We start from the raw sequence: 17271 nt of genomic DNA, 5'->3' as shown, positions 1-17271 counted from the left end.
TACAACACCAGATGGAAATTGAATTACTTGTTGTCCCTGAATGGGTTATTACGGTCAATTCCGGCAACCGGGTTCTGCAACACTACGCTGTAGCGGTGGATAATAGCAGGATTATTGACATACTGCCCAGCGCTGACGCAGAAAAACGTTACAGGGCAAAAAAAACTGTTGTTTTACCGCAACATGCATTAATGCCGGGTTTTATCAATACCCATACCCATGCTGCCATGTCCTTGCTGAAAGGTCTGGCAGACGACCTGCCCCTGATGGACTGGCTGCAAAACCACATCTGGCCTGCTGAAGCCCGTTGGGCCAATGCCGATTTTGTATATGACGGAACCCAACTGGCAATTGCAGAAATGCTCCGTTCCGGTACGACCTGTTTCAACGACATGTACTTTTTCCCGGAAGCCATCGCGCAGGCAGCCGATGAAGCCGGAATCCGCGCATCCATCGGCCTGATTGTAATTGACTTTCCAACTGCCTGGGGCAATGGCCCAGATGATTACCTGCAAAAAGGGCTGGCACTGCACGACCAACTGGCAGACAAGCCATTACTTACAACGGCCTTCGCTCCCCATGCCCCTTACACCGTTTCTGATGAACCACTCGGCAAATTGCTGCATCTGGCCTGCGAACTGGCTATCCCCATTCATATGCACGTCCATGAAACCGCGTTTGAAGTGCAGCAAGCCCAGAGCCAGCAAGGCACTCGTCCGCTGGATCGCCTGCAAGCCCTCGGCCTGCTCGACAAGCATTTCCTTGCCGTACACATGACCCAGTTGACAGATGCAGACATCGGGATGCTGGCACAGAAAGGTACAAACGTCATCCATTGCCCGGAATCCAACCTGAAACTTGCCAGCGGCTTCTGTCCTGTTGCCCGGCTGGCGGCTGCCGGGGTCAACGTCGCCCTGGGCACGGATGGCAATGCCAGCAACAACGACCTCGATATGCTGGGTGAAATGCGTACCGCTGCCCTGCTGGGCAAAGCCGTTGCCCAGGATGCCAGCGCCCTCAGTGCCACTGAAGTCCTGCGCATGGCGACCATTAACGGCGCTAAAGCCCTGGGACTGGAAAATGTGACCGGCTCGCTGGAAATCGGCAAGGCGGCTGATATGATTGCCGTCGACTTCGGTGCCATTGAAACCCAACCATTGTATGACCCGGTTTCACATCTGGTTTACTGCGCCAACCGCAACCAGATCAAACATGTATGGGTGGCAGGCAAACCTTTGCTGGAGGACCGCAAACTGACCACCCTGAACGAATCAGCCCTGCTTGCCAAAGCCCGTAGCTGGCAGGCAAAAATTGGAGAAACCCCATGACAAGCACCGCCCGCAACGTTGACCCCAACGAAATCCGCAAGTTTGAAGCCCTCGCCTACCGCTGGTGGGATACCGAAAGCGAATTCAAACCCCTGCATGACATCAACCCCTTGCGTCTGAACTACATCGACGACCGCACTCACCTGCAAGGCAAACAGGTTATTGATGTCGGTTGTGGTGGCGGCATTCTGGCAGAAAGCATGGCACGGCGGGGAGCGACCGTCACCGGCATTGACATGGGCGAAACACCGCTGTCAGTTGCCCGTCTGCACGCATTGGAATCACAGGTTGAGGTCAATTACCGTCAGATCAGTGTGGAAGAGCTGGCACAAACCCACGCCGGGCAGTTTGATGCTGTTACCTGCATGGAAATGCTGGAACACGTTCCCGACCCTGCTTCCGTGATTGCGGCTTGTGCCACCCTGGTCAAACCTGGTGGCGATGTATTCTTTTCCACCATCAACCGTAATCCCAAGGCTTTCATGCTCGCCATTGTTGGTGCCGAATACGTGCTGAACATGCTCCCCAAAGGCACGCACGAATACGGCAAATTCATCAAACCCTCTGAACTGGAACGCTGGGCGCGTTCCGTCGGACTGGAACTGCGGAACATCGCGGGCATGACGTACAATCCGTTGTTCCAGAGTTATCGTCTTGGCAAAGATGTTGACGTGAATTACCTGATGCACTTCAAAAAGGAAACAACCTGATGCTATCTGTGAAACATGCAGTCCCCCTGCTGCTGTTATCGCTGCTGCTGGGCGCTTGCACTGTCCAGTACGACAACGTACAGCTCGTCCCCAACGGGCAAGTACGCCTGACCCACATGACCCCAGACATGCAGAACAACATCCAACAACTGGAAGCTGCTCTGATTGCGCTGGATCCTGCCATCATCGACCCGCGCGAAGCACGTGCTGTTGCCCATGATGCTTATGTTTACCCCTTGTATCTGGCCAATGACTGGGATCTGACTTGGCCGCCACTACTACACAATACCTTGCGTAACGCCGACCAGCGCAAAGCAGGGCTGTGTGTCGACTGGGCGCGTGCCATGCGGGCGCGAATGCGTGCCAAAAACCTGCAAACCTTTGACTTGTACTGGGGCGTTGCCAACAAAGGCAATCCTTGGCGCGAACACAGCACGCTGATTGTGACCGCCAAAGGCAAACCATTTGCCAGCGGCATATTGCTGGATCCGTGGAGGGACTCAGGCAGACTATTCTGGAGCCGGGTCAAGGAAGATGAAAAATACCAGTGGAAATACTTTGAAGGGCCAGGTTGAAACCAGCCTAACCCTGCTTGTGGAAAGTCAGCACCAGCACATCCCGCCAGGCGGGTTGTGCCGGGTCAGCCGGGCTAACTTCCGTCACACCATGATAAGTCTGGTGATCATTCACCAGCATCAGATCCCCTGACTGCTGCAAAGTCCCCTCTGCCAGCAGTTGCATGTCATTGCTGTAGACGCGACTTACCCCACCCGCAATGTTTTGCCGATCCATCATCATGATCAGGATATATTCCGCACCATCCTTATGCACACCTTCTGGCGTAGGTTTACCCAACTGGTCTTCACGCGCCACAATGCGGAACTGGTGTGCCTGAATCCGCCACAAATCGGCGGGATTAGTCAAAAACTGGCTGGTCGTCCAGCGGATAATTTTCTTCAACACCGGATTTTGCAAGGTTGTCGGCAACCATGCCCGGAAATGCCGGTTAAAACCACCATGCACATGGTTGTAATGGGAACTCTGGTAATGCGGCTCATGCGGAAGCACTTTCAGCATATTGTTCTGCCAATGGAAAACCGAATAACGCCGGTAGCGGTAACTGCCGCCATCACGCAAATAAGGGTCAAGCAGCAAGCCATTCCAGCTTTGCCGGAAACGCCGGTAAGCCTGACCCATATGGCTGGCAAGCTGCTGGTGCAAGCGGCTGGCTTCACCCATTGCCATCATAAATCCCGGTTTTTGTAGTTGCGTGTTCACTTGACTCACTTTAAATTCAGTACTTAAGCACATTGTAATTTAACAAGATAGCGCTTATCCAGCCTGCTGCATTTAAAGCCGCCGCAGGCAGACAAAACAATATGATGCCCACTGGCGCAAGAATGTCCTGCATAACAAGGTGTCGAGCCAACGCACCGGCTGACGCAGCTTTTTCGGGATGCGATGCACTGGAAACAGCATCGCACCCTGCTGTTTTTCTATAAAAAACAAACCATTGGCGTATTGCCGCACCTCATCCACACTGAGAGCAGTATTGCCATGCCAGCCATCCTTCTGGTACTTCACCAGCCGCCGCCGGGCTGCGGTGGGGAAATCGACAATCAATACCCCACCCGGTTGCAGGATACGGTGAGCTTCCCTGATAGCTTGCTGGATAATGGCTTTGTCCAGATGAAAAAACACATGCAAACTGAAAGCTGCCCGAAACTGCTGGTCAGCAAACGGCGTATTGGTTATGGACGCCTGCACCAACTGGTGGTCGGGAAATTTGTGTTGCGCCTGCACCAGCATCTGTCCGCTCAAATCCACCCCGTAATGTGCATACCGTAAAAACCGCCCTGTCCCGCAGCCCAGATCCAGTGTCGCTTGTGGGGCAGTACCTTCTAACCACGTCTGCATGATTCCCTGCTCTTGGGCGTGCAGGTATTGCCCGTAGGAATTGCCAAACCTGTCCTCATCGTAGGCAGCAGCCAGTTCATCGTAATATTGCTGGATGGGGCGGTTATGCATGGCTTGCCTCGTGAAGCGTTTGACCGGGTGTAGCAAATGGTGGCAAAGCATAATGTGAAATACCGACCAGCCTGCCATCCCCTGCCAATGCCCTGACGGTAACGCTTGTGTCGGCATATTGCCGCTCAAAGACCAGCCTTTGCGGATTGAGCGGTTGTGCCGCATGAAGCCGCGCGGTCAGTGTTGTCTCTGTCACTTGCAACCACAGTACCAACGGTACGGACAGGTTGTTTTCCAGACGCAAATCCTTGTAGCCATACACCACGGTCGCATCCGAACCCAACGGGGTAAACCGCTCCTCTTCCCGGTAAATATCCCTGGAGTGATGATGCCGCTCCACAATGTGCAGATTTGCTAGCAAGGCCAGGTGATAAAGGATACCGGAAAGCTGGCACAAACCACCGCCGAAATCCTGCTGCAACTTGCCCGCAATCAGGTTGCGCCCTTCCCGGTAGCCACGTTCAGCCGATGCTTCACCGACCAGATGCCAAAATGACAGGGTGCGCTGCGGCTCCCACTGCAACAAGTGCAACTGACGGATGGCAAGATTAAGGTTGTGGATTTTGTTATCAAGCAGTGGCGAAGGCATGAAGGGCTGCACTACTTCGATGTAATGCGGAAATGCCTGAAAATCAGCCGTTTTACCTTGTGCCCAGCGGAATGCCGTGCCACTCATGGCATCATTCACCTGCCGTAGCAACAGTTTGATGCGTCTTTTCAGCTTGTGCATGGACATTCCCGATGGAAACACAAGACAAACTGTACGAAACAAAATCCATTAATACAACAAATAGTTGATTTACGCTGGTGTATTGGCCATGAGCGTGGCACGTACCGGCGCGGGGTAGCCTTCAATAGTACGCTTGCTATCCGCCGGATCCAGAAAATCGGCCAGTGACTCACCCTTGCTCCAGTCAGTACAACGCTGTTCCTCTGTACTGGTTGGGGTCACGTCAACCACCCGGATATGTGTAAAACCCAGCCTTTGCAACCACAGTTCCAGCATGGCGACAGAAGGGATGAACCACACATTGCGCATTTTGGCGTAACGGTCATGCGGCATCAACACAGTCTGTTCATCGCCTGCCACCACCAGGGTTTCCAGCACCAGTTCACCACCGGCACGCAAGGCACGGCGCAACTCCTGCAAATGCCCCAGCGGGTCGCGCCGATGATACAGCACCCCCATTGAAAACACGGTATCGAAACCTTTCTGGCGCAAATCGGGCAAATCTTCACTTTTCAGCGGCAACATCCATACCGGGTGCTGTTCACCCGCGTAGTGCTTAACCAACTGGAACTGGGTGAGAAACAGCAAGGTGGGGTCAACGCCAATCACCGCTTCTGCACCCGCGCCATACATACGCCACAGGTGATAGCCACTGCCACAGCCTACATCCAACACCAGCCGTCCATCCAGTGAACCAAGGTGCGGGAAAACCCGCTGCCACTTCCAGTCAGAACGCCATTCGGTGTCGATGTTGATGCCGAACAGCTCATACGGCCCCTTGCGCCACGGAATCAGGGTTTGCAACGCTTGCCGCAGTTGCGTGCGGGCTGGTTCATCTGCATCATCTGCGCTCCCGATACACACTGCACTGCTGTTGAAATTATGGTGGGATGGTTGCAAGGCTGGAGTCGTAGCCAGTGCACCTTGCCATTCCTGCCACCTGCCGTGGGAAGCGGCGAAAGCGGCCTCCAATTGCATCGGCAAGGTATCCAACCAGGGAGCAAGCCGGGAGGATTGCAGGAACGCAACCAGGGAGGTTATATCCATTACGCTTTCACCGCCAGTAAGGATGCAAAATTGAACCCCTGGAACCAGCGGACAACATGTCCAAAACCCGCCGCTTGCAGACGGGTCAGATGTTCTTCAAACGTATCCGGGATCAGCACGTTTTCCAGTGCGGAACGCTTCTGACTGATTTCCAGCTCGCTGTAACCATTGGCGCGTTTGAATTCCAGATGTAAATCTGTCAGCAAACCCTGCTCGCCGACATCAGCAAAACGCAGTTTTTCAGACAGGATCAACACCCCACCAGGACGCAAACCCTGATAAATGTTTGCTAGCATCGCTTCCCGCTCGGCTGGTTTGAGGAATTGCAGGGTAAAATTGAGCACCACTACCGAAGCATTTTTCACCGCCACATCCTGGATGTCGGCGCACAACACCTCAAAATGCCCTGCCGCCAGATGCCGCTGTAAAATCTGCCCACAACGGCTGGTCATGGCGTTGGAATTGTCCACGCACATGAAATGCACGCCTGCTTCCCGCACTTGTGAAACCATCGACAAGGTTGCAGCCCCCAAGGAACAACCCAGATCGTAAATCCGGCTATGGGGTTGCGCATAGCGCCGCGCAATCACGCCCAGCAAGCTGATGATGGCTTCATAACCCGGCACGGAACGGCGGATCATGTCAGGGAATACATCTGCCACCGCTTCGTTGAAAGCAAAATCCACGACCTGCCCTTGTGGCAGGGCGTAGATGGCATCACGCTGCATCAGGTCTCCGTCGCCTCCCCGACCCAACAGCTATCAGCGGGCTGTTTTCCCAGCTTCAGATGCTCGCCGGTACGCTGACCTGCATCCGTTCCCAGATAAAACAGGAATGGCCCCACCAGAGCTTCCGGGCGGGCAACCGTATCGGGATTTTCACCGGGAAAATTCAGGGTACGCATACTGGTGCGGATCGGCCCGGTATCCACCGAATTGACACGGATAAACTGCTGGGGATTGTCATATTCCGCCGCCAGAATGTCACAGAGCGCCTCCATACCTGCCTTGGCGACCCCGAAACCACCGTAGTAAGCCTTGTTGGAATCATGTCCCGCAAACACGATAGCTGCGTCAGCCGCCTGTTCCAGCAATGGCAGACAAGCACGGATCAGCAGGAAATTGGCGTGCAGATTGACCATGATCATTTTTGACCAGGTTTCGGTATCATAAAGTTTAAGCGGGGTAAAAGCAGGCAGCCAAGCTGCGTTCAGCACCACCCCGTCCATCCGTCCCAGTTGTTCGCGGATGTTGTTAGCAAGGTCAACGTAATCCTGCGCAGTCGCGCCTTGCATGTCCAATGGGTAAATCGCCGGTTCCGGGTAGCCCGCCGCCACGATTTCATCGTAACTAGCTTCGGCACGGCGTACATCCTTGTCGAGCATGACCACGGTCGCACCAAATTGTGCACAGGCTTTGGCGATAGCCTTGCCCAACCCGGCAGCCGCACCTGTCACCAGGATGACGCGCCCTTGCAAGGCTCCTTCGGCAGGCACATAGGCCAATAAATCTTCCTGCATTCCTGTCTCCGCTTGCGGATAGCTGAAAAATGCAGAGTTTAACGCTTATTGGCATGAGGGAGTAGCTTACAAACCAAAAACAAAAGCAATAGAACATTGACCTGTAACACAGAGTCGAATAAGTTATCTTAACCTCAACCACTCAGTACCCATATGACATACTGTATAGGCGTATCCCTTGATGCAGGGCTTGTTTTAACCTCTGATTCCCGAACCAACGCCGGGATCGACAATGTTAGTACTTACAGCAAAATGCACCGTTGTGAAACCAATCCTGATCGGATGCTGGTTATTATGAGTGCAGGCAATCTTGCCACTACCCAAAGCGTGATCCAACAGGTACGCCGGGATGTGCAGGAGGGAATGCCGCGTAATATCAATACCCTGCACTATCTGGCTGATGTTGCCGAATACCTAGGTGATGTATTGGTTGCCAAAATCCGCAAACATACGGAACAGACCGGCTTCATCCCGGATGCCACCCTGATTCTGGGTGGGCAGATCCTGGGGCGTAATCCCAATATTTACATGATTTATCCGCAAGGCAATTACATTACCTCGTCCGATGACACGCCTTACCTGCAAATCGGTGAAAGCAAATATGGCAAGCCGGTGCTGGATCGTTTTCTCCACCGTGAAACCTCACTGGAAGATGCCGCCATCTGCTCGCTGATTTCCATGGATTCCACCATGAAAAGCAATGCCAGTGTAGGCCCACCGATCGAAGTCACCATTTATCCACGTGACCAGTTCCTGAGCCCCAGACAGTATCGCTTTGAAGCTGATGACCCTTATCTGACTTCCATCCGCCACGAATGGGCAAACCAGTTGAACAGAGCATTCCATGCCATGCCGCGTCTGGAAGGGTATGTGCAGAAACACATGTATTGATTGACAAGGCACTTACGCCCCCACCGTTGCAGTGAGGGCGTGCCTCAGCAGTACAATCAGTCGACTACCGAAACCTTGCTCATGATGACTGGCTGGACTGGCACATCGCCGTGTGGCCCGAAATTGCCGGTTTTCACCCCCACAATCGCATCAACCACATCCATACCCTCAACGACCTTACCAAAGACCGCATAGCCCCAGCCTTGTGGCGTTTTAGAGCGGAAGTTGAGGAAGTCATTGTTCTTCACATTGATAAAAAACTGGGAGGAGCCTGAATGCGGATCCATGGTGCGTGCCATTGCAATCGTACCACGGTCATTTTTCAGGCCATTATCGGCTTCATTCTGCACAGGAGGACGCTTGTCGGCTTTTTCCTGCATGGTTTCCGTCATGCCACCACCCTGGATCATGAAACCCGGAATGACACGGTGGAAGATTGTACCGTTATAGAAACCATCATTGACATAAGCCAGAATGTTTTCCACCGTTTTGGGAGCAGCGGCAGCATCCAACTCAACCTTGATGTTGCCCTTGCTGGTTTCGATGAGAATAGTGGACATTTTACCTCCAGATTTTGATTGTCCATCAGCCTTTTCAGCAGATTTTTCTTCGGCATAACAGCCGCTACTGCTGGCAAGACCAAGCATCATTGCAAAAATAAAAGTGAAGAAACGTTTCATTGCATTACCCCGTTATTGTGTGCTTATACATGGAAGACGCGCATCATAGCCCATCCCTTCAAAACGGTGCAACGCCACGTTGGCGCAGGGCTTCATACAAACACACCCCCGTTGCCACCGACACATTCAAACTCGACACCTGCCCCTGCATGGGGATGGAAATCAGGTAATCGCAACGTTCCTCCGTCAACCGGCGGATGCCTGCGCCTTCTGCGCCCATCACCAGTGCCAGCGGCCCTTTCAAATCGGCCTGATACAAGGTCTGCTTGGCCTTGTCGCTGGTGCCGGTCAGCCAGATGCCGCGCTGCTTGAGGGTATCCAGCGTGCGGGCAAGGTTGGTGACGGGGATGAACGGCATGATCTCTGCCGCACCGGAGGCTACCTTGCGCACCGTCGGGGTAATGCTGGCGGCATTGTCCTTGGGGGCAATCACCGCATGGACGCCCGCGCCTTCCGCCGTGCGCAAACACGCGCCGAGGTTGTGCGGGTCGGTCACGCCATCCAGCACCAGCAGGAACGGGGTTGCTTCCAGCCCGTCCATCAGGTCGTAGAGGTCGTTTTCTGTCCAGTTCTTGAGCTTGTAATACTCGGCAACCACTCCCTGATGACGGTTGTGGCCTGCCATCTTGTCCAACCGGTCGGGGTCAGTCAGTTGCAGATGCAAGCCACTGTCTGCGGCCTGTTTCTCCAGCTTTTTCAGGCGGTCGTTGCGGCTGCGTTTGTCCAGCCAGATTTGCCCCAGGTTTTCGGGGTCGTTGCGCAACGCGGTTTCAACGGCGTGGATGCCGTAAATGGTCGATTTGGACATCAGGTTTTCGGTTTCTTCTTGCGGGGTTTGCGGTTGGATGGCTTTTTGCCAGTGGGTTTGGCACTGGTTTTGGCAGCAGGTTTCTGCGCGGGCTGGGAAGCTTGTTTGCCTTTGCTCTTGCCGCCGGATTTGCGGCTTTTGCCAGCGGGTTTCCGTTCCTGTTCACCTGCCGTTTTTGCCAGCACGAAGTCGATCTTGCGCTCGTCGAGGTCTACCCGCGCTACCGTGACTTGCAGAGTGTCGCCGAGGCGGTAAATGCGCCCGGAGTTTTCCCCGGTCAACTGGTGGCGAGCAGGGTCGAAATGGTAGTAATCGCTGGTCAGCGCGGTGATATGTACCAAGCCTTCCACGTAGATGTCGCTCAGTTCCACGAACAGGCCGAAGCCCGTGACGCCGGAAATGACGCCGCTGAAGCTGTCACCGACGTGTTCCTGCATGTATTCGCATTTCAGCCAGGCCGTCACGTCGCGAGTGGCGTCGTCGGCACGGCGTTCGGTCATGGAACAGTGTTCGCCCAGCGCCATCATGGCCTTGTGCTTGTAGTCGAAGTTGCCGACCTTGCCGCCGCGCAGGATATGGCGGATGGCGCGGTGTACCAGCAAATCCGGGTAGCGGCGGATCGGTGAGGTGAAATGGGCGTAATGTTCCTGTGCCAGCCCGAAATGCCCGTTGGCTTCGGGGCTGTAGACCGCTTGCGACATGGAACGCAGCAACACGGTCTGGATCATGTGCCGGTCAGGGCGTTCACCGAGGCTATCGAGCAGGGCGGTATAATCGGCAGGGGTGGGTTCATCGCCGCCGCCCATCGACAAGCCCAGCCCGCTAAGGAACTGGCGCAAATCCGCCAGCTTTTCCGGGGTAGGGCCGTCGTGGACACGATGCAAAGCCGGGATGCGGTGCTTGCTGAGGAATTTTGCCGCGCACACATTGGCGAGGATCATGCACTCTTCAATCAGCTTGTGGGCATCGTTGCGCTGGGTGGGGACGATGGCTTCGATCTTGCGTTCGGCATCGAAAATAATGCGGGTTTCTTCGGTCTCGAAATCAATCGCGCCGCGCCGGTCACGCGCCTTGCGCAGCACCTTGTAGAGTGCGTACAGGTCGTCAAGGTGTGCGCACAGTTCGGGTGAGTATTCGTTGCGGGTTTCTGCATCCCGATCCACCACGATTTTCGCCATTTTGGTGTAGGTGAGGCGGGCAGCGGAGTGCATCACGCCTTCCATGAACTGGTAGCTGAGCAGCTTGCCACGCGGGCCGACGCGCACTTCGCACACCATGCACAGGCGGTCAACGTGTGGGTTGAGGGAGCACAGGCCGTTGGAGAGGATTTCCGGCAGCATCGGGATGACTTTGCCGGGGAAATAGACCGATGTGCCGCGCTCGGTGGCTTCCTTGTCAATCGCCATGCCGAGGCGCACGTAATGCGACACGTCGGCAATTGCCACCAGCAAGCGCCAGTTGTTGCCTTCGCGCTCGCAGTACACGGCATCGTCAAAGTCTTTGGCGTCTTCGCCGTCGATGGTGACGAGCGGGGTGTTGCGCAAGTCTACGCGGCCTTGCTTGGCATCTTCCGGCACTTCGTAGCCGAACTGGTCGGATTCTTCGCTGATTTCCGCTGACCATTCAAACGGCAACTGGTGGCTGCGGATGGCTACGTCGATTTCCATGCCGGGAGCCATGTGGTCGCCCAGCACTTCCACAATCTTGCCCTTGGGTTGGGCGTATTTGGAGGGCTGCTCGACAATGGCGGCCACCACAATTTGACCGTGTTTGGCTTCGCCCTTGTTTTCCGATGGAATCAGAATGTCCTGGCTAATGCGGGAATTGTCCGGGGCGACGAAGCCGACGCCACCTTCCTGAAAATAGCGCCCAACCACTTGTGTCGTACCGCGTTCCAGAATTTCCACGACCGCGCCTTCACGGCGGCCTTTGGGGTCAAGCCCACGCACGCTGACCAGCGCACGGTCGCCGTGCAGCAGGCTGCGCATTTGCTTGGCGTGCAGGAACAGGTCGGGTGTGCCGTCATCTGGTTTGAGGAAACCGAAGCCGTCGGGGTGACCGATCACACGCCCGGCAATCAGGTCGGTGTGGGCAATCGGTACGTATTGGCGGCGGCGGTTGTACAGCAGTTGCCCGTCGCGTTCCATCGCCCGCAGGCGTTTTTTCAGGGCATCGAGGTCGCGTTCGTCGCTGAGATGCAATTTGGCGGAAAGGTCGGCAAAGTCCAGCGGCTGGCCGCTTTGATCCAGCACTTGCAGGATCAGTTCGCGGCTGGGGATGGGATTATCGTATTTCTCGGCTTCGCGCTGGCTGTGGGGGTCGTTAACCTTCAATGAAAAGTGTCCTTGTGGTGTATGTATTGTCATGGAACGCAAGCATACCAAAAAAATGCAACAAAAACGCACTTTCGTGTTTGACAAGCGTCAGCAAGGTCTATAAGATTCGCCTCTCACAACGCAGCGATGTTTTAGTGAATGCCGAGATGGCGGAATTGGTAGACGCGCTAGTTTCAGGTATTAGTGGGGCGACCCGTGGAGGTTCGAGTCCTCTTCTCGGCACCAATCTCAAAAGCCAGTCAGAAATGACTGGCTTTTTTGTTTTTGCACTAAAGAAAATGCTTCATGCTACGGGCAGAAGGTTGATGGCTTGATTAAGGTTTTGTCAGCAAAGTGCCAGCCGCTGGGTTCCCACATGACAGTTGGGACATCACCGTAAAATTTCATCTTGCCCAAAGCTGTCTCCAGTTCCTCACCTGTACTTTTTCCCTTGATGGCTTTGCCCCCCTGAAGCAGAACACCATGCTGCCCTTCGCTACGGGAACCTTTGGCGCGATACCAGATTTGCAGTTCCCAACCTTCCGCTCGCAAAACCTTGTCAGCAGGCTGACTAATGTCTGCGCCCACACCTTCTCCTGGTAATGGCTGGGCAGAATCCGCCATACATAGCGGTGACGCAACGAGCAGGCCAATCAACAAAGAACGAACAACTCTCATTTTGCATTCTCCTTTTCTCGCTTATGGACACCTTCAGAATACGCCCTGCGCAAAAAAAAAGAGGTGACAATTCTCAATAGGTCAAAAATCATGCATTGCATGGTAATAAGGAAATAACTCACTTGCCAAGGCAACTCCCGACAAGTGGTAGAGAAAAGCAGCGCTGCTTATGGTAATATTTTTTCGACAATGTAGATAAAAAATAACAGACATCCTGATCCCGGCAAACGGGAAACAGGCGCTAAGAGGGTATCCCTTTCATGCAGGTTGTATTGACATACTTCACCCAGGCAACTGGCTGGCAAAAGCCGCTTCCCGCTTTCGATTCTCCCGGAACCCTGGTGCTGATATTCAGTGAACCAGACATTAAGCCGTATCAGCAAGCACTGGATGAATTACAGGCAAAGTACCCGCGCTCAGTGATTGCTGGCTGCTCTACCCTTTCCAGCATTTATAACGACACCATTATGGAAAATGCCTTGGTTGTAGGCATCATCCGTTTTCACAAGACCCGTTTGGCAATCGCATTTGCCGAATTGAACAGCCCACAGGAATCAAAACAAGCTGGTATTAGCATCGCCAGCAGTCTCAACAACGATGATTTGAAAGGTATTCTGGTCTTGACCGATGGCCTTAATACACAAGGATGTGACCTGATCAGCGGTATGGCTTCCCTCATCAACCAGCAACAGGTAACGGTTGTCGGCGGCCTCTCCAGCGATCACTTGCAATTCAGGACAACATGGGTGTTGTGTGACGGGCTACCTGCCTCGCACATGGTTTGCGGCATCGGCTTTTATGGAGAACATTTCGTCATTGCTAGCCAGGCCAAGGATGGTTTCAAGCCGTTTGGCCCGGAACGCATGATTACCCGTGCTACAGGCAGAATTCTGCATGAAATTGACGGTCGCCCTGCCCTGCAACTCTACAAGGAATACCTGGGTGAACACGCCAATGACTTGCCAGCCGCCTGTTTACGTTTCCCCTTGGCGGTCTGGCAGCACGACCGCCGCCATTATGTGGTGCGCACGCCAGTTGCCGTGGATGAAGAAAACAACAGCCTGACCTTTGTTGCTGATGTCCCGGATGGCTACCAGATCCAACTGATGTATGGCAGTTTCGATAACCTGGTCGAAGGTGCAGAAAACGCTGCCCGCAGCCTGATTCACCGCTTGCCACCTTCCACACCAGCCCTTGCCCTCACCATCAGTTGCTCGGGGCGCAAAATGGTGATGCAGGAAGATACCTACCAGGAACTGGAAGCAACCTTGGAAAATCTGCCGCAAGGCAGCCAGCAATTCGGTTTTTATTCCTATGGCGAAATTGCGCCAACCGCACAAGGCACAGGCTGGTGCAGCCTGCACAATGAAACCATGACCCTGACGGTGCTGTATGAAGGAGACTAAACCCCTGCATCGCCGCTTGCAGAAACAGCTCAAACGCAACGGCTTCAAAGCGGACACCCTACCTAATGACATGGAAAAATGGCAGGAATTCCTACACCTGATTGACCTGTCCTACACCGGAACCAGTGATGCCCAATACCTGCTGGAACGCTCACTGGAAGTTTCTTCACAGGAAATGCGCAAACTGTATGATGACCTGAAAACCGAGACAGAACAGCGTATTGATGCCCTGCACAGATCGGAACAGAAAACCCGCTTCATGGCCAACATGAGCCATGAGCTACGCACCCCCATTCACGGCATTCTCGGCTCGCTGGAAATCGTCAAAGGTACCACGCTGGATGACAGGCAAAAACTGTTCGTTGATACCGCCTACGCCTCCTGCGAAGTGATGCTCGACATCATCAACAACATTCTCGACTTTTCCAAACTGAAAGCGGGCGGCATTGAGCTGGAAATCATCGAATTTTCGCCACGTGAACTGGTGGAAAGCATCAGTGGCATCATGTCCACTATGGCGCAGGAAAAAAACCTCGAAGTCCAGTGCTACATCCCCGAAGAAATCCCGGCACGGATCAAGGGCGACCCGGCACGATTGCGACAAATGCTGATGAACCTGATCGGCAATGCCATCAAGTTTACCGAACGCGGTGAAGTCTATACTGGGCTAGAACTGAAGGAAATCCGCGACGATTCAGCCGTACTGCGATTTGAAGTACGTGATACCGGCATCGGCATTCCACCTGCCATGCAAAAAAGCGTGTTTGAATCCTTCGTGCAGGTGGATGCCTCCATCAACCGGCGTTACGGCGGCACAGGTCTTGGCCTGACCATCGTCAAGGAATTTGCCGAAATGATGGGAGGCAAGATTGGTCTGAACAGCACCACCGGGCAAGGCAGTACCTTCTGGTTTGAAATCGAGTTCCCTGTAGTTGAAAGCTCCCATCTCAGCAGCCAGACCAAGCATCTGGAAGGCTGCCGGGTACTGGTGGTCGACGACAACGAAACCAACCGCCGTATTCTGGAAAGCTACCTGCACGCCTGGAAAGCCGAAGCCATCATTGTCAGTAACGGGCATGACGCACTCCACAAAATGGAAGAATCCCTGCTGATCAACAAACCATTCGATATTCTGTTGCTGGACTGGTTCATGCCGCAAATGGATGGTATTGCGCTGGCAAAGACCATCCGCACTGATTCACGCCATGACCAAACCCCCATCGTCATGCTGACTTCCTACGGTATTTCGCAGGAAAAGCAAAAGCAGGCAGGCGTGCAAGCTGCCGTCACCAAACCGGTGCGTTCCATCACCCTGCGTGATGTACTGACTGACACCATGCGCCGCCACGGCTCCCCCAGACACAACCAGACGCATACACCAGTACACCATACACCCACCCCCAAACCTGTCAAACCGCTACTCCCGGCGCTATTGTTGGCAGAGGACAACCCGGTCAATGCGCTGATCGCCATTACCATGCTGGAAAAGATCAAGATTCAGGTCGATCACGTCACCACTGGCAAACTGGCGCTCAAAGCCATGCGTACCCGCCCTTACAAACTGGTGCTGATGGACATCAACATGCCGGAAATGGATGGCTACACCGCCACCCGATACATTCGCAAATGGGAGCGGGAAAATATTCTCAAAGGCCGCACTCCAGTAATTGCCATGACCGCGAATGCGTTAAAAGGTGACAAGGAAAAATGCATGAGCGTCGGTATGGACGATTATCTACCCAAACCCGTCAAACAGGATGAATTGCTGAAACTGGTCAGGCACTGGCTGGAGCAACAAGAAGCGCTGCCAGCCCTGTAAGTGGTTGGCTTAAAAAAACACATCCCGCGTGAAATTGTTGTACCAGCTATAAGCGTATTGCACGTCAATCAGGCGTTCCTCTTCGGCAGCAGCCAGTGGCGACATCCCGCCGGAATTGGGCACAGTTTCAATCGTCAAACCATCGGCTGACAGCCGATAGATGCCCACAATGGAAATGGCGTAATCGTCCCCCACCAGACTGTAGCAACCGTTGGCAAACGAAGTCCTGCCCGGTTCACGTCCGTTCAATAATGCTGCCACAGCCAAGGCACAGGCTTTTGCTTCCGAATTGGCAGCAAACCCGGATTTCGGCAAGGGACTGGCAATACAGGCATCCCCAATCACATGGATGTTTTCCCGCAGGGTAGATTCAAAACTACTCAGTGCCACCGGACACCAGCCACTGGCATCGGTCAAACCGGCAGCAAATGCCAGCGCCCCCGCTTTCTGCGCCGGAATCAGGTTCAGTACACCTGCGCTTATGGTTTGCCCACCCACGGTTGTCACCGCCCGGTTGGCAGCATCCAGCCGCACCACCGTATGGTTGCTGCCTGATACCCACTCAATCATGGCGTTGCTGCTGCCATAACCGTACAGTTTCATCCAGCCCTCTTCAAACAGCGCCTGCTTGGTAAAACTGGTTTTGGGGTCGAGGATCAACACCTTGCTACGCGGCTTGTGCTTTTTGAAATAGCTGGCAACCTGGCTGGCACGTTCATACGGGGCGGGCGGGCAACGGTACGGGTTGGGCGGGGCAACCATGACAAAGGTTCCCCCGTCCGGCATGGCTTCGAGTTGGGAACGCAACAGGGAAGTCTGCTCCCCCGCCTTCCAAGCATGAGGAATCTGTTCGGCAATGTCGGCCCTGTAGCCTTCCACCGTTTCATAGCGGTAGTCGATCCCCGGTGCAACGATACAGCGGTCATAGGGGAAATCACCTGCGCTGGTTTTCACCAGTTTCCCCGCAGCATCAATGGCAGTCACTTCGGCCTGCACTACATTGATACCACGCTTTTGCAAGCCTTCGTAGCCGAATTTCAGGGAATCGAGGCTACGCCCGCCGCTGAGCACTTCGTTGCTCATGTAACAGGTGTAGTAGTAGGCATTTTTTTCAATCAGGGTAACGTTGATGCTGGGGTCAGCCAGTTTCAGGTATTTGGCAGCGGTTGCACCACCCGTGCCACCACCAATGATGACCACATTGGCATTCGCACCCCAGCTACGTGCCGGAATGCCGGACAGCAGCACCAGCCCGCCAGCGCCCAGCGTCTTGAGAAAATGACGACGGCTTGTTGTTGTCATGTTGCGTCTC

General features: G+C 54.2%; 17 protein-coding genes and 1 tRNA gene. 7 read left to right on the top strand and 11 right to left on the bottom strand.

All coding sequences use genetic code 11. The features are described 5' to 3' along the window. The first annotated feature begins 11 nt into the window (after positions 1 to 11). The 3 genes from B2U47_RS12375 to B2U47_RS12365 are packed head-to-tail and all read left to right on the top strand — an operon-like array spanning position 12 to position 2613. Entirely contained in the window at positions 12 to 1328 is a 1317-nt protein-coding gene (locus B2U47_RS12375; RefSeq protein ID WP_296680200.1) for a TRZ/ATZ family hydrolase, read from the top strand. After that, positions 1325 to 2038 (top strand): bifunctional 2-polyprenyl-6-hydroxyphenol methylase/3-demethylubiquinol 3-O-methyltransferase UbiG, encoded by a 714-nt coding sequence (gene ubiG, locus B2U47_RS12370; RefSeq protein WP_296680197.1) that lies wholly within the window; start codon positions 1325 to 1327, stop codon positions 2036 to 2038. Before B2U47_RS12375 ends, ubiG begins: the two co-directional genes overlap by 4 nt. Beyond that, positions 2038 to 2613, top strand: a complete 576-nt coding sequence (locus B2U47_RS12365) for a hypothetical protein (protein WP_296680193.1) — start codon at positions 2038 to 2040, stop codon at positions 2611 to 2613. Before ubiG ends, B2U47_RS12365 begins: the two co-directional genes overlap by 1 nt. Before the next feature lie 7 nt (positions 2614 to 2620). Here the strand turns inward: B2U47_RS12365 and B2U47_RS12360 are convergent, their stop codons facing one another. The 6 genes from B2U47_RS12360 to B2U47_RS12335 form a co-directional block, all read right to left on the bottom strand. Then, a complete protein-coding gene (locus B2U47_RS12360; RefSeq protein WP_296680191.1) occupies positions 2621 to 3316 on the bottom strand; it encodes a 2OG-Fe dioxygenase family protein in 696 nt (231 codons plus the stop codon). A 72-nt stretch (positions 3317 to 3388) separates the two neighbouring features. Continuing rightward, positions 3389 to 4066, bottom strand: a complete 678-nt coding sequence (locus B2U47_RS12355; RefSeq protein WP_296680189.1) for a class I SAM-dependent methyltransferase — start codon at positions 4064 to 4066, stop codon at positions 3389 to 3391. Next, positions 4059 to 4796, bottom strand: coding sequence for a VanW family protein (locus B2U47_RS12350; RefSeq protein WP_296680183.1), 738 nt, complete (start codon positions 4794 to 4796; stop codon positions 4059 to 4061). Before B2U47_RS12350 ends, B2U47_RS12355 begins: the two co-directional genes overlap by 8 nt. 69 nt (positions 4797 to 4865) lie before the next feature. Continuing rightward, entirely contained in the window at positions 4866 to 5843 is a 978-nt protein-coding gene (cmoB, locus tag B2U47_RS12345; protein ID WP_296680177.1) for a tRNA 5-methoxyuridine(34)/uridine 5-oxyacetic acid(34) synthase CmoB, read from the bottom strand. After that, entirely contained in the window at positions 5843 to 6571 is a 729-nt protein-coding gene (cmoA, locus tag B2U47_RS12340; protein WP_296680174.1) for a carboxy-S-adenosyl-L-methionine synthase CmoA, read from the bottom strand. The genes cmoB and cmoA overlap by 1 nt, the downstream gene beginning before the upstream one ends. Further along, on the bottom strand, positions 6571 to 7362 hold the full coding sequence (locus B2U47_RS12335; RefSeq protein WP_296680172.1) for an SDR family NAD(P)-dependent oxidoreductase: 792 nt from the start codon (positions 7360 to 7362) through the stop codon (positions 6571 to 6573). The genes cmoA and B2U47_RS12335 overlap by 1 nt, the downstream gene beginning before the upstream one ends. Before the next feature lie 153 nt (positions 7363 to 7515). Here B2U47_RS12335 and B2U47_RS12330 point away from each other — a divergent pair, with 153 nt between their 5' ends. Continuing rightward, positions 7516 to 8253 carry a proteasome-type protease gene (locus tag B2U47_RS12330; protein ID WP_296680169.1) on the top strand — a complete coding sequence of 246 codons (738 nt, stop codon included), beginning with the start codon at positions 7516 to 7518 and terminating at the stop codon, positions 8251 to 8253. 56 nt (positions 8254 to 8309) lie between these two features. Here the strand turns inward: B2U47_RS12330 and B2U47_RS12325 are convergent, their stop codons facing one another. From B2U47_RS12325 to rnr, 3 genes are all read right to left on the bottom strand, one after another. Then, positions 8310 to 8813 (bottom strand): peptidylprolyl isomerase, encoded by a 504-nt coding sequence (locus B2U47_RS12325; RefSeq protein ID WP_296683869.1) that lies wholly within the window; start codon positions 8811 to 8813, stop codon positions 8310 to 8312. A gap of 178 nt (positions 8814 to 8991) precedes the next feature. Then, positions 8992 to 9741 carry a 23S rRNA (guanosine(2251)-2'-O)-methyltransferase RlmB gene (gene rlmB, locus B2U47_RS12320; RefSeq protein ID WP_296680167.1) on the bottom strand — a complete coding sequence of 250 codons (750 nt, stop codon included), beginning with the start codon at positions 9739 to 9741 and terminating at the stop codon, positions 8992 to 8994. After that, on the bottom strand, positions 9741 to 12074 hold the full coding sequence (rnr, locus tag B2U47_RS12315; protein WP_296680164.1) for a ribonuclease R: 2334 nt from the start codon (positions 12072 to 12074) through the stop codon (positions 9741 to 9743). Before rnr ends, rlmB begins: the two co-directional genes overlap by 1 nt. A 143-nt stretch (positions 12075 to 12217) precedes the next feature. Between rnr and B2U47_RS12310 the strand changes: the two genes are divergently transcribed. Continuing rightward, positions 12218 to 12302 (top strand) — tRNA-Leu (locus B2U47_RS12310). Between the two features lie 63 nt (positions 12303 to 12365). Here the strand turns inward: B2U47_RS12310 and B2U47_RS12305 are convergent. Beyond that, on the bottom strand, positions 12366 to 12734 hold the full coding sequence (locus tag B2U47_RS12305) for a hypothetical protein (protein ID WP_296680162.1): 369 nt from the start codon (positions 12732 to 12734) through the stop codon (positions 12366 to 12368). Positions 12735 to 12994: 260 nt separating this feature from the next. Between B2U47_RS12305 and B2U47_RS12300 the strand changes: the two genes are divergently transcribed. Together B2U47_RS12300 and B2U47_RS12295 are read left to right on the top strand one after the other, a co-directional pair. After that, a complete protein-coding gene (locus B2U47_RS12300) occupies positions 12995 to 14140 on the top strand; it encodes an FIST signal transduction protein (protein WP_296680159.1) in 1146 nt (381 codons plus the stop codon). Continuing rightward, positions 14127 to 15959 (top strand): response regulator, encoded by a 1833-nt coding sequence (locus tag B2U47_RS12295; protein ID WP_296680157.1) that lies wholly within the window; start codon positions 14127 to 14129, stop codon positions 15957 to 15959. Before B2U47_RS12300 ends, B2U47_RS12295 begins: the two co-directional genes overlap by 14 nt. Before the next feature lie 9 nt (positions 15960 to 15968). Here the strand turns inward: B2U47_RS12295 and B2U47_RS12290 are convergent, their stop codons facing one another. Next, positions 15969 to 17261 (bottom strand): NAD(P)/FAD-dependent oxidoreductase, encoded by a 1293-nt coding sequence (locus B2U47_RS12290; protein WP_296680154.1) that lies wholly within the window; start codon positions 17259 to 17261, stop codon positions 15969 to 15971. Positions 17262 to 17271: the final 10 nt, after the last annotated feature.

The sequence above is a fragment of the Thiothrix sp. UBA5583 genome (assembly GCA_002425225.1).
GTDB lineage: Bacteria > Pseudomonadota > Gammaproteobacteria > Thiotrichales > Thiotrichaceae > Thiothrix > Thiothrix moscowensis.
This window is presented reverse-complemented; position numbering and strand designations above follow the sequence as displayed.